11 protein-coding genes, 1 tRNA gene and 1 pseudogene are annotated in these 12,622 nt (G+C 28.2%); 10 read left to right on the top strand and 3 right to left on the bottom strand.

What is annotated here, in order from left to right:
* Nucleotides 1–43: 43 nt before the first annotated feature.
* Together ACYQ1T_RS01255 and ACYQ1T_RS01250 are read right to left on the bottom strand one after the other, a co-directional pair.
* A pseudogene (locus ACYQ1T_RS01255) lies at nt 44–989 on the bottom strand (IS256 family transposase); the annotation flags it as partial.
* A gap of 101 nt (nt 990–1,090) precedes the next feature.
* A complete protein-coding gene (locus tag ACYQ1T_RS01250; protein WP_459830957.1) occupies nt 1,091–2,005 on the bottom strand; it encodes a LysR substrate-binding domain-containing protein in 915 nt (304 codons plus the stop codon).
* Between the two features lie 287 nt (nt 2,006–2,292).
* Between ACYQ1T_RS01250 and ACYQ1T_RS01245 the strand changes: the two genes are divergently transcribed.
* The 3 genes from ACYQ1T_RS01245 to apgM are packed head-to-tail and all read left to right on the top strand — an operon-like array spanning nt 2,293 to nt 5,794.
* Entirely contained in the window at nt 2,293–3,762 is a 1,470-nt protein-coding gene (locus ACYQ1T_RS01245) for an SLC13 family permease (protein WP_459830955.1), read from the top strand.
* Between the two features lie 13 nt (nt 3,763–3,775).
* Complete coding sequence (locus ACYQ1T_RS01240) at nt 3,776–4,528, top strand: hypothetical protein (protein ID WP_459830954.1); 753 nt, start codon at nt 3,776–3,778, stop codon at nt 4,526–4,528.
* Between the two features lie 12 nt (nt 4,529–4,540).
* Complete coding sequence (gene apgM, locus ACYQ1T_RS01235; protein WP_459830952.1) at nt 4,541–5,794, top strand: 2,3-bisphosphoglycerate-independent phosphoglycerate mutase; 1,254 nt, start codon at nt 4,541–4,543, stop codon at nt 5,792–5,794.
* Between the two features lie 131 nt (nt 5,795–5,925).
* Here apgM and ACYQ1T_RS01230 read toward each other — a convergent pair.
* A tRNA-Met gene (locus ACYQ1T_RS01230) sits at nt 5,926–6,001 on the bottom strand.
* Nucleotides 6,002–6,472: 471 nt separating this feature from the next.
* On the opposite strand from ACYQ1T_RS01230, the gene ACYQ1T_RS01225 reads away from it, so the two are divergent.
* The 7 genes from ACYQ1T_RS01225 (at nt 6,473) to ACYQ1T_RS01195 (ending at nt 12,549) form a co-directional block, all read left to right on the top strand.
* Nucleotides 6,473–7,123, top strand: coding sequence for a DedA family protein (locus tag ACYQ1T_RS01225; RefSeq protein WP_459830951.1), 651 nt, complete (start codon nt 6,473–6,475; stop codon nt 7,121–7,123).
* Nucleotides 7,124–7,284: 161 nt separating this feature from the next.
* Nucleotides 7,285–7,938: an FMN-dependent NADH-azoreductase gene (locus ACYQ1T_RS01220; protein WP_459830950.1), complete on the top strand. Its 654-nt coding sequence runs from the start codon at nt 7,285–7,287 to the stop codon at nt 7,936–7,938.
* 206 nt (nt 7,939–8,144) lie between these two features.
* On the top strand, nt 8,145–8,288 hold the full coding sequence (locus ACYQ1T_RS01215) for a hypothetical protein (RefSeq protein ID WP_459830948.1): 144 nt from the start codon (nt 8,145–8,147) through the stop codon (nt 8,286–8,288).
* A 49-nt stretch (nt 8,289–8,337) separates the two neighbouring features.
* Entirely contained in the window at nt 8,338–9,690 is a 1,353-nt protein-coding gene (locus ACYQ1T_RS01210; RefSeq protein WP_459830946.1) for an FAD-dependent oxidoreductase, read from the top strand.
* 212 nt (nt 9,691–9,902) lie between these two features.
* Nucleotides 9,903–10,388 carry a DUF4358 domain-containing protein gene (locus tag ACYQ1T_RS01205; RefSeq protein WP_459830945.1) on the top strand — a complete coding sequence of 162 codons (486 nt, stop codon included), beginning with the start codon at nt 9,903–9,905 and terminating at the stop codon, nt 10,386–10,388.
* Between the two features lie 86 nt (nt 10,389–10,474).
* A complete protein-coding gene (locus ACYQ1T_RS01200; protein ID WP_459830943.1) occupies nt 10,475–11,575 on the top strand; it encodes a DHHW family protein in 1,101 nt (366 codons plus the stop codon).
* A 170-nt stretch (nt 11,576–11,745) separates the two neighbouring features.
* On the top strand, nt 11,746–12,549 hold the full coding sequence (locus ACYQ1T_RS01195) for a DUF368 domain-containing protein (RefSeq protein ID WP_459830942.1): 804 nt from the start codon (nt 11,746–11,748) through the stop codon (nt 12,547–12,549).
* Nucleotides 12,550–12,622: the final 73 nt, after the last annotated feature.

Below are 12,622 nucleotides of genomic sequence, written 5' to 3'. Positions count from 1 at the left end.
TAAGAAAATCAGAAAAAAATCGTATATTCTATATGTCTAATCTACTCAGAACACTCCAGTCTTCCCAACTTTTTATTGCATTAGGATATTTGTTAACCCATTTTTCTTTTACATCTATAAGATTTTCCATAGCTTCGCTTTCGGTTACAGCTGTATAAATAGTTTTTAAATCAGCAACAAAAGCTTTTTTATCTTTATAAGGTACATACTTCATACTTGATCTTATTTGATGTATTATGCATCTTTGAATTTTAGCAAATGGGAAAGTAGCTCCGATAGCTTCTTTGAAGCCATTTAACCCATCTACACAGAATATTAAAACATCTTGAACTCCTCTATTCTTAAGGTCATTAAGTATTGAAAGCCAAAATTTACTACTTTCATTAGCGCCTATCCATATTCCTAAAACTTCTTTATTTCCGTCTAAATCAACGCCTATAACTACATATGCAGACGCGTTTATCATCTCTAACCTTATAATGAATAGCATCCATAAAAATAAATGAATAAGTCTTTTCTAATGGTCTATTCTGCCATTCAGACACTAATGGTAAAATTCTATTAGTTATATTAGATACTGTTTCAGCACTTATTTCAACATCATATAGTTCCTTTATTTGCTCTGATATGTCTCTAGTAGTCATTCCTTTAGAATAAAGAGATAATATCTTATCTTCTATGCCATTAACGTTTCTTTGATGCTTTGGTACTATTTGTGGTTCAAATTCGCCGTTGCGGTCGCGAGGTATATTTAATGCTATTTCTCCTAGTTCTGTCTTAATTGTTTTCTTGGAGTATCCGTTTCTACTATTCACTTTTTCACTTACTTCATGCTTTCCGTACCCAAGAGTTTCATCTAACTCAGCTTCTAAAGCTTCTTGTAATACATCCTTAAATAATTCTTTTAATGAAGATAGAACCTCGTTAGGATTAGTGAAATTTTGTTCATTAATATAAGCTCTTAATAATTCTTTTGATAAATCTGACATAATAAAAGACTCCTTCCTGGTAATTAATTATTATCTTAATTATCGCCAAGAAGAAGTCTCCCTTATTCAGTTTACACAAAATTATTTACATGCTCTTGGATTTATTTTATATGCTCTTTACTTTTGGAAATCATAAGTTCTTTTATAAATTTTAAAAATAGTTCCGTTGAAAGGGGCAGATTGATATCTTTATGTTTTATATAATATATATGGCGTATTAACTTTATGTCATCAATTATGTCAATCTTACTGAGCAATCCTAGTTTAAGTTCTTGTTTTACAGCATTTTCCGATATTATGGATATTCCTAAGTTATCATATATGCTCTGTTTTATTGCTTCAATGCTTCCAACTGCGCATATATTATTTGAAACAAATTTAAAGTTACCTACTTTCTCTAAATAAGATATTAATGAGGTATTTGGGTTGGATATTAAGAAAGTTTCGTTTTTTATATCATTGATAAATATTCTTTTTTGTGTGGCCCATGGATGATTGTTATTCACAACTACAACAAGGGGATCTTCTAATAGAGGTTCGCATAATATGTCCTGGGTATCAGAGAGATAGGGTTGTGAAATTATTCCAAGGTCATAGTTTTTATTTAATACACTATTAATTACGTTTTTAGTGTACTGCACATGATTAACTACTGTGATAAAAGGATATTTTTGTCTGAACAAGAACATTATATTTGGTAACATGTATGTTCCAGGTGTGTTAGAGGATGTAATAGATATCTCAGATTGTTCCATCAATTTTGCTTGCAGTAAGTGTTCTTTTGCATTTATAAAAGTATTGGCTATCTGCTGAGCATAGGGTAAAAAAAGGAGGCCGTCTTTAGTTAATTCAGCTTTTTTTGTTTTACGATTAAATAAACTACAGCCAAGATAGTTTTCTAAGCGACGAATCCTCAGTGAAATTGCAGCTTGTGTACAGAACATTGCTTCTGCTGTTTTTGTAAAACTGTTATTTTTTGCTATAAGTAGAAAGGTTTCAAGTGTTTCTAAGTCCATTTCTTATCCTCCTCTTTAGAGTGTTAATTCACTTATATATAAATATTATTTATTATATTATAGATAATTTTTTATATAAAGTACATAAATAAATTCCATTATAGCAGTTTTTTACCAGAGTTATAAATATAATTTATGATTATAACAATTTTTAATAACTATAAATTTTATTTATCATTATGATAAATAAAGGTTATTGGTTAATTTATATTTTTTTCAGTATTATTAAAGTATCAGATAGTTAACTTTTGATAGAGTTTTTATTTAGTAAAGGAGAGATTTAAATTATGACCGAAAGTGTTAAGGTTAAAAAAGTGAAAAGTCCATTTGAGATAAGAATGGCTTACTTTGGATTGCCAATTGCATTAATTGTTTTGGCTCTTATTTGGACCATGGAAACACCACAAGGATTAGCATATAATGCAAAAATGTCTATGGGTATATTTGCATTCGCACTAATTCTTTGGGTTACTAATGGAATTCCAAACTATGTAACATCACTTTTAGTATTAGTTCTTTTGCCAGTTACAGGAGCTTGGACAGAACGAGAGGTGCTGGGGGTATTTGGCTATGATGTTATATGGTTGATGATTGCAGCTTTTGTAATCGCTTCCGGTATGGAAAAAAGCGGACTTGCTAGAAGACTTGCACTATTTCTTATTACAAAGCTAGGAAAGAGTACTAACTCAGTACTTATTGTATTAATGATTACTAACTTTTTAATTTCGTTTGTTGTTCCATCGACAACTGCAAGGGCTGCTATGCTATTACCAATTGTTATGATGATTGCTGAAGTATTTGAGATTAATCATGGGAATAAAAGTGATAGAAATTTTGCAAAATTACTGGCTCTTCAAGGAATTCAAGCTAATAATCTTTCTACTGCTGCCATTGTAACAGCAACTTCATCACAGATACTTGCCGTGAGTTTTATTAAGGATCTTACAGGAAATAATGTTTCATGGATGGACTGGTTTATTGCTGCTGCACCAATTACTATAATTACACTGATTGCTTCATTTTTAATTGGTAAAGTAATGTTTAAGACTGATAATAAATCGGCATCTAAAGAAAAGATAGCTGCTCTTGAAAAACAATATAAAGATTTAGGTAAAATGAATGCTATCGAAATTAAGGCGCTTATTATGTTTGTTATTACAATATTACTTTGGTGTATGGATAGTGCACAACTTGAAGTATTTGGATTCCAGCTTAGTCTTGTTATGGTTTCTATACTTTCGGCTATTATGTTCTTTTTACCTCATATAGGTATATTGGAATGGAAGGAAGCTAAAATATCTTGGAACCTTTTGGTATTTAGCTGTGGTGCTTATGCAGGTGGTTTAGCACTTGATTCTTCAGGAGTTGCATCTTGGGCATTGAACAAAATGTTTTCAAGTCTAGGAGTTGAAAATCTGAGCTTTTTCACTCTGTATGCAATAGTTATATTTATAGCTAGTTTTTCACATATAGTATTTACAAGTAAAACTGTTAGAACTATAATACTTATTCCTGCGATTATCGCAATTGCAAAGACTGCAGGGGTTAATCCAGTGGCGCTTGCACTTCCAGCTTCAATTATGATTGCAGATTGTATTACATTACCACCTCATAGCAAAGTTAACCTTATATATTACGGTACAGGTAACTTCACAGTTCTTGAGCAGTTTGTTTATGGAGTAGCGGTTCTTCTTGCAAAATGGGGAATCATGTTAGTTGCATCATTTACATGGTTCAAAGTAATCGGATTAGTGTAAGGAGGCAAATTGTATGAAAAAATTATTAACAATATTATCTATTTTTATAATGTGTTTTTCATTTTCAACTGTAGCTTTTGCAAGCAGTATAGAAGAGTTGGAATATGTGAAGGATGTTGTTGTACCTAATGGACAGGATGGTGTTATTACTACAACTATCAAAGGTACTACAGATAGTGAAGGTGTTTTAAGAATACCTTGTTATAAAAATGCTGATATTAAAAAGATTGATATAAAAACTGGTAAATTAATAGAAGAGTTGAAAAAAGAAAAAAACGGAAGTCTTGAATACTATATTGCAAAATTTGAAGAAAAGGAAGATAAAGTTGAGTTAGTTATTTCTCAAGCTCAAAAGAATACTTTTGAAATTAATGCATCAAAGCAAAAAGACACATTTCCAGGTAATGTTAAAATGGTTACATATAAGATGACAAATAACACGCCTGTTGAAATAGAAAAATATGCTTTAGAAATGGCTATCCCTGAGGAGTATGAACTTTATAATATAGTAGGCTACAATCCAGAGAAGGCATATAGTATGTTTTCAAAAGATGGTAGCAAGTACGGAGCCTTCGAATTTGGAAAACTATCTGCAGGGAAAGAGAGTAAGTTTTCAATTAATATATATAAGACAGGAAAGTCTTTTACTTTCATACTTTGGGGAGTTGTTGTTTTAATTTCTTCATTCTTTATGTATAAAAATAAAGAAATGCTAAAACAAGCTAAAGAATTAACTAAAGAGAAAAAGGCTAACACTGTAAAATAGGAGATGAATCAGTTGAGAAAGAAACAAGGATTACTTATGATATTAGATGGATTAGGAGACCGTCCTAATCTGGAGTTAAATGGAATGACGCCACTTGAGAGAGCAAAAACTCCAAACCTAGATTTTCTTGCTTCACAGGGAATGTGTGGTAATGTTTATCCAATAGCCCCAGGGTTAAGAGTAGGTACTGATGTTGGTCATCTCCATATATTTGGGTGCGACAGCAATAAGGTATACTCTGGAAGAGGCCCCATTGAAGCCTATAGTGCGGGAATAGAATTGATGCCAGGAGATGTTGCCTTCAGAGGTAATTTTGGAACTATTGATGATAAGTATACAGTTATTGATAGACGTGCTGGTAGAATTCGTGAAGGTACAAAAGAATTAGCAGCTGCCATTAATGGTTTAATATTATCTGATGGCACACAAGTAATTGTTAAAGAGCTTACGGAACATAGAGTTGCAATTGTATTAAGAGGTAATAATTTAAGTGATAAAATATCCTGTACTGATCCAGGTACAGCAGTAGAAGGGGAGAAGCTTGTTGTTCCAAGTCCGTTAGATGACACAAGCAGTGCTGCTAAAACAGCAAAAAACTTATGGGAATTCACAATCCGTTCTTATGAAATTTTGAAGGAGCATCCTATAAACAAGCAACGTCTTTCTAAAGAATTATATGTAGCCAACGCTATAATAACTAGAGGTGCAGGTCAAAAGAAATATATGCCATCTATAAAGGAACTTTATAATATAAAAGCAGCATGTGTAGCAGGTGATATAACTGTTGGAGGCATAGCGCAACTTGTAGGTATTGACTACTTCTCTCATGAGAGTTTTACTGGAAGCTTTGACACCAATCTAACAGGTAAAGCAGATATGGCTATTAATCTTCTCAATGAGAAGAAGTACCATTGGGTTGTAATGCATATTAAAGCTACAGATTTAGCAGGACATGATAATCTTCCAATTGCAAAGAAAGATATGATTGAAAAAGTGGACAGCATAATTGGATATATTCTAAAGAAAATTGACCTTAATAAATGTTATATAGCAGTTACAGCTGATCACTCTACCCCTTGTGAAGTAAGAGATCATACGGGTGATGGAGTTCCAACAATTATTGCTGGTGGAGATGTTAGAAAAGATAGTGTTAATTCTGCTGGTGAATCTCAGTTTATGTCAGGTAGTCTAAACAATCTTACTGCAAATGATATTTTTATGTTACAGATGGATTTGTTAGGCTTTACTGAGAAGGTAGGGTCATAATTAAAAAGAGTACTAACCTTTAAAATAGTATAATATTATAAAGTAGGAGCTAGGAAACTGGCTCTTATTATTTTATATTTATAAATATGAATATAAAATAATAAAAAACCTTACAGTAAGAGTAAGGTTTTTGGTTGCGGGAGCAGGACTTGAACCTACGACCTTTGGGTTATGAGCCCAACGAGCTGCCAACTGCTCCATCCCGCGATATTAAGTTTTCAAGTCGCCTTTGCTAACTTGTATTCTAAGTATAACTTTATATTATGATAAAGTCAAAGTACAAGAGTACTATATTATCGTTTAAGGTGATGTGAAGGCTACTAGAGTCTAATATGCATGGAAATGCTATGAGAAGATAAAAAAGTTTTAATTAGAAAAATAATAAGATGATTTGATTTATATAATGCTTTTTGAAATTAAAATACAATTAATGAATTAAAATGGTGTATTTGTTAATATAAGAAATTTACTTTAGTATTATTATTTTATAGGAGTAGAAAATGTTATTTATATAAGTTAAAATAATAATTAAATTGTTATTTTTATTAACATAAAATTAACAAACTAGTGTTAGAATTTATACAAATATAAATAAAAGGATTTATTAAATATAATTCTATAATGAGTAAGGGAAAAGAAAAAAATATTAACAGTAATTTAAAATAGGAGTGAATAAAAATGGGATTTTTAAATCAATTTGTAGATATAATGATACACTTAGATAAGCATTTAGGAATGCTTATACTTAATTATGGAATGTTAACTTATATTATATTATTTTTTATAATACTTTTTGAAACAGGATTAGTTGTTACACCATTTTTGCCAGGTGATTCTTTAATTTTTGCAGCAGCTACATTTGCAGCATTAGGTGTACTTAATATATATGTATTAGTAGTAATACTATTAGTAGCAGCAATTTTAGGAGATACTATAAATTATAATATAGGAAAATATTTTGGAGGAAAGCTTTTAGGAAAAGAAGATTCAAAATTAATAAAAAAAGAATATATAGATAAAACAAACTCATATTATGATAAATATGGTGGAAAAACTATTATTATAGCAAGGTTTATTCCTATAGTTCGTACTTTTGCCCCTTTTGTAGCAGGAATAGGTTCAATGAAATATAAAGAGTTTTTAACTTATAATGCAATCGGTGGAGTACTTTGGGTATTTTCAGTTTCTTTACTTGGATTCTTTTTTGGTAATATTCCAGTAGTAGCAAATAATTTTTCTACTGTAATAATAGCAATTATAATTATATCAATTTTACCGCCTATAGTTAGTGTTTTAAAAGTTAAATTAACATCTAAAAAAGTAATGTAATGAATTGGAATTTAATATAGATATAGAAGTATGGAATAAATATAGTACATAAAAGAGTATGGTTAACATAAAATTAATGAATTATTTTAAAAAACGTAAGTAAAAAAAATAATTAAGCGGATAATAATTAGTATAAAGCTAATTATAAAGGAAGTGTTTTTATGAAAAAGTTGTTGTATATAACAGTAAATTCAAAACCGGAAAATTTATCTGCAAGTAAAACGGTTGGTAGAGCATTTATAAATAAGTTCTTAGAAAAGTATGATAATTTTAAGTTAGAAGAATTAGATTTGTATGAATGTTATATACCAAGATTAGAGTATACATATTTTAATAAAAGAAACTGTATGATAGAACAAGAAGCATTTAATAATTTAGATAGTAAACAACAAGAGGAAATTCATAAAATTATTAAGCTTACGGATCAATTTAAAGAAGCGGATGTATATGTAATAGCAGCACCTATGTGGAGTTTATCATTTCCAGCACCGTTAAAAGAATATATTGATTGTATTGTTATGGATGGAAAAACAGTTAGTATAAATGAAGATAAAATAGAAGGCTTATTAGATGATAAACCAAGAGGGATGGTATATATACAATCATCAGGTGGAAAAATTCCTTGGATTATGAAAATGGTACTTAATAAAGGACTAAATTATATAGAAGATATAATGAAGTTTATGGGGATAAAGAAATTTGAAGAGTTATTAGTTGATGGAACAGGTACAACAGAAGGGGAAAAAACTGTAGCTATAGAAAAAGCTATAGAAAAAATAGACGAAGTAATAAATGATATTTGGAAAGAAAAATAATATATAAATTTAAAATAATTCCTATTAAAAATAAATTTTAATAGGAATTATTTTATTATTTAAAGCTTTAACAACTTATTAAATATAAGAATTTTATATCACATTAACATAAGTTGTATATTATTATGTAATTTATAATTTAACAAGATTTTTAATAGTGATATAATAAATTTAAAATATAGTTTTTATATAGGGGAGGAAGTATTTTGAATAATCACGAAGGTATAAAGTGCCCTATTTGTGGAGAAGTAATGGAAGAGTATGTTTATGCTTATGATAATAAACAATATGGGAATAAATATTATAAATGTAAGATATGTGGACATAAAACAAATATAATAGTTAAGTAATTAATTAAGTATTAATAAGATATAAAGTAATTATAAGAAGGTGAATAAAATGATAGATTTCAATTACGATAGATTAACTGGTAAAATTATTACAAGAGAAGATTTTGAATATGAGGAGAGCAGAAGGTGTTGGAATAGGGCTATAGAAAAGTATCCATTAGTAATTGTATATTGCTATGAGGAAATTGATATTATAAATGCTATATCATGGGCAAAATTAAATGAAATACCAATAAGAATAAGATCAGGATGTCATAATTATGAAGGGTATTCAACAGGGAATGATGTTTTAGTTATTGATATTAGTAAAATGAATAATATATATATAAATGAAGAAAAGAAAACTGTAAAAATTCAAGGTGGGGTTAGAAACAGAGAGCTATATGAAGCTTTAGGTGAAAAAAACTATCCATTTCCAGGAGGGGGATGTCCAACAGTTGGAGTTGCAGCTTTTACTTTAGGAGGCGGTTGGGGTTACTCTAGTAGAATGCTAGGACTTGGTTGTGATAATTTAATTGAGGTTGAAGTTATAGATTACAATGGAAAATTAATAATTGCAAATAAAAACTCTAATAAGGATTTGTTTTGGGCTTGTAGAGGCGGTGGTGGTGGTAACTTTGGTATAGTTACTTCACTAACATTTAATCTTTCAGAAAAAATAAAAATGGCAACTTTAATAAATATTGATTTTCCTAATATAGACCTTGAAGAGAAAATAAAAATAATAGAAACTTGGCAAAATAAATATAAAGATTTAGATAGACGTATAAATTTAAAAATGGCAATTTATAACTCAAAAGAAAAGGGAAAGGGAATTAAGTTTACAGGCCTATTTTATGGAAGTAAAGAAGAATGTATTAATATATTAAAACCTTTTAAGGATATTAGTAACAATGGAAAGTTTAATTTAGAGTATGATACTGTCTTAGAAGGAAATAGAAAAATTCAAGATAGTCATCCAGATTATGAAATGTATAAATCAACAGGTAGATACATATTTAAAGATTATACTATAAAAGAAATAAAAGAAATTATATCTATAGTAAATAATAAACCAGAAGGATCCATATATACAGCTATTTCTTTTTATGGATTAGGAGGGGCTGTAAAAGATATTTATAAAACTGAAACAGCATTTTATTATAGAGATGCAAAAGCAATTATGGGATTTCAATCAGTATGGGAAGAACAAAAATATGCACCAATTAATAGAAAATGGGTTAATGAAAAATTTAAATATATAAAAACAATTACCACGGGTTCTTTTATTAATTTTCCTATTGCAGAACTTAATGAATATGAAAAAGAGTATTATGGTGAAAATATTAATAAGTTAAAAGAAGTCAAAAGGAAGTATGATCCTGATAATATATTTAATTTTCCTCAAGGAATAATAATATAGATAAAATGTTATATTATTATAAACAAATTATAAATAGAAATTAAATTAATATAAGAATAAGGAGCTAGAAGCTTTCTAGTTCCTTGTTTTCGTATAAATATAGTGAGAATGTTAATAAAATATTTAAGGTAAACATTTACTTTGAATTGTTATTTTCATAGTGTATAATAGCAATTAGCTAAAGTATATTCTAAGGAAAAGAGGGGAAAGTAATGAAAAAGATTATATCTACTTTATTAGCTGTATTTGTATTGGGAATTACAATTACAGGTTGTTCATCAAAAGGTGGAGAAGATAAGAATGTGAAGCCGTCTGATATTGTAAAAACAATTAAAGAAAAAATTGAATTAAGAGCAATGATGCCAATTGAAGAGGAATTAGCAAAAGAAAAAATTCATTTAAATTTAGATGATGTTGAAGAATATTCTATTGAAAACGGCATGATTAATTCAGGATTAGAAGTTATAGCTGTTATAAAGGCCAAGGATGGAAAGGTAGAATCAGTTAAAACTTCATTAGAAAAGGTAATAGAAGATAAGAAGGCAGCAGCTTTTTATCCAGGAGAGCCAGAAGCAGTAGAAGCAGCAAAAGTTAAAATAGTTGGGAATTATGTAGGACTGTTTATAATTCCTGATTATGAAGATGGACAAAATAATTCAGAAAATGCTGCTAAAATATTCGAAGAAGCTTTAAAATAGTAGTTAAAAAATGCTTTAAAAACTTTATTTGTTTTTAAAGCATTTTTCATAATTTACAATAAGTGGATTAAGGAGGAGATAATGGTATGAAAAAAAATCCGCTTGTATATTCTTTTTTTATCATTATCTTTGGAATATTTATTGTTGATATATTAAATAAAGATAAAATATTTTCAGAACTAGAAAATAGAAAATTAAAAACAAAGGTTAAATTTTCATGGCGAGAATACTATAATGGAGATTTTTCTAAAAAATATGAGGAGTATGTAAATGATCAATTTATTCTAAGGGATAATTGGATTAATATTAAATCTAGAAGTGAATATTTATTAGGTAAAATTGAAAATAACAATATAATATATGGAAAAGATGGATTTCTATTTGATAAGGTTACTAGATTTGATGAAAAAAGAGTAGATACAAATATAAATGCTATTAATGAGTTGGTAAATAGTATAGATACTAGAGTTTCAGTTATATTAGTTCCAAACTCATCAGAAATATATAAAGAGAAATTACCAGTAGAGTCTCCAGTAATAAATCAAGAAGAGGAAATAGATATAATTTATAATAAGCTTAAAAATTGCAATAAAATTAATTTAATAAATACAATGAAAGAAAATAAAGATAAATATATATATTATAAAACAGATCATCATTGGACATCTTATGGTGCATATTTAGCTTATAAGGAGTATATAAATTTCTTAATGGAATCACCAGTTAAATTAGAAAAATTTAATGAGGTTAAATTAGATAATTTTTATGGAACTTATTTTTCTAAAGCTAAACCATTTAACAGTTTGGGCGATAAATTAACTTTTTATGAAATAGATAACTTAACTATGTCAGTAGGTGAAAATAATTATGATGGTATATATGATTATTCAAAAGTAAATATAAGAGATAAATATTCTATTTTTTTAAGAGGAAATAATCCCTTAAGTATAATACGAAACAAAGGTTTAAGTAATGGAAAAAGAATATTAATATTTAAAGATTCATATGCTAACTCACTAGTTCCATTTTTAACTCAAAACTTTGAAGAAATTCATGTAGTGGATTTAAGAAGTTTTGGAGTTAAGGTAAGTGATTATATAAAAGATAATACTTTTGATGAAGTACTTATACTTTATAATTTTACAAGTTTTATTCGTGATACAGATATAATAAAACTTAAGCTATAGGAGAAAGAGCTAATAAGTAATAAATATTAGTTTATAAAAATATAAATATTGTTTATAAAACTTAGGGGGTTTGTTAAAAGCTTGTTAATATATTGAAATAAAGTAATTTTAATGATAATATAACGAGACGTTACGAAAATTCAATATTTATTATGTAAGAGGTGTGAAATATGAAAAGTTTTATAAATATGCTTAAGGGAGTTGCTATTAGTTTATCTACACTTGTACCAGGTGTTAGTGGAGGAACTATGGCAATAATTCTTGGGATATATGATGATTTAATTCATGCGATAAGTTCTTTTTTTGAAGATTGGAAAAGTAATGGCAAGTTACTACTGGAATTAGGATTAGGTGGTTTAGTTGGACTTATTGCATTTAGTAGAATAATTGAAATAACAATAGATAAGTATCCTATATTAACTGGTTTCTTTTTTATAGGAGTAGTTTGTGGTGGAATACCAATTTTATATAAAAGAGCAACAACTAAAGATAAGAGTAAGTATAATTTGATATTTTTATTGATTGGATTGGGAATAGCTTTTTTTATGTCTTCAAAACCAGAAGCAATTACTACTATGGCAACTTTAGGAGGCATAAAAAGTATGTTATTTTTAGCTTTAGCAGGTTTTGTTATTGCTGTAGCGCTTATACTTCCAGGAATTAGTGGGTCTTTTATGCTATTAGCATTAGGACTTTATGATATTACGTTAAATTCAATTAATAATTTTAATATAGAATTTTTAATTCCTTTAGTTATTGGAGTAATTATAGGAACATTAGCGACAACAAAAATAATAGAAAAGTTATTGAAAAAATTTCCAGAGGAAACATATATGCTTATTTTAGGATTTGTAATAGGATCAATACAACCTATATATCCAGGGGTTCCTAGAGGTATAACTAGTATATTTGCTATAGGACTAATGATATTAGGATTTATTATTATATATTTTCTTGGGAAAAGGGAAGTATAAAACAAAATTTATACAGTGATATTTCAGAGTTATTGATATATAATTAATGCGTAAGTTTTGACTAATTATGAAG

It is taken from the genome of Clostridium carnis, from assembly GCF_054657435.1.
Note: the sequence above shows the minus strand (reverse complement) of the source record. Positions and strands in the feature narration are given on the sequence as shown.

Bases quoted from the DNA above. Each gene is read 5' to 3' on its own strand.
- ACYQ1T_RS01200 (WP_459830943.1), top strand. From the start codon at position 10,475: ATGAAAAAAAATCCGCTTGTATATTCTTTTTTTATCATTATCTTTGGA.
- ACYQ1T_RS01205 (WP_459830945.1), top strand. From the start codon at position 9,903: ATGAAAAAGATTATATCTACTTTATTAGCTGTATTTGTATTGGGAATT.
- ACYQ1T_RS01220 (WP_459830950.1), top strand. From the start codon at position 7,285: ATGAAAAAGTTGTTGTATATAACAGTAAATTCAAAACCGGAAAATTTA.
- ACYQ1T_RS01240 (WP_459830954.1), top strand. From the start codon at position 3,776: ATGAAAAAATTATTAACAATATTATCTATTTTTATAATGTGTTTTTCA.
- ACYQ1T_RS01245 (WP_459830955.1), top strand. From the start codon at position 2,293: ATGACCGAAAGTGTTAAGGTTAAAAAAGTGAAAAGTCCATTTGAGATA.
- ACYQ1T_RS01195 (WP_459830942.1), top strand. From the start codon at position 11,746: ATGAAAAGTTTTATAAATATGCTTAAGGGAGTTGCTATTAGTTTATCT.
- ACYQ1T_RS01210 (WP_459830946.1), top strand. From the start codon at position 8,338: ATGATAGATTTCAATTACGATAGATTAACTGGTAAAATTATTACAAGA.
- ACYQ1T_RS01225 (WP_459830951.1), top strand. From the start codon at position 6,473: ATGGGATTTTTAAATCAATTTGTAGATATAATGATACACTTAGATAAG.
- ACYQ1T_RS01250 (WP_459830957.1), bottom strand. From the start codon at position 2,005: ATGGACTTAGAAACACTTGAAACCTTTCTACTTATAGCAAAAAATAAC.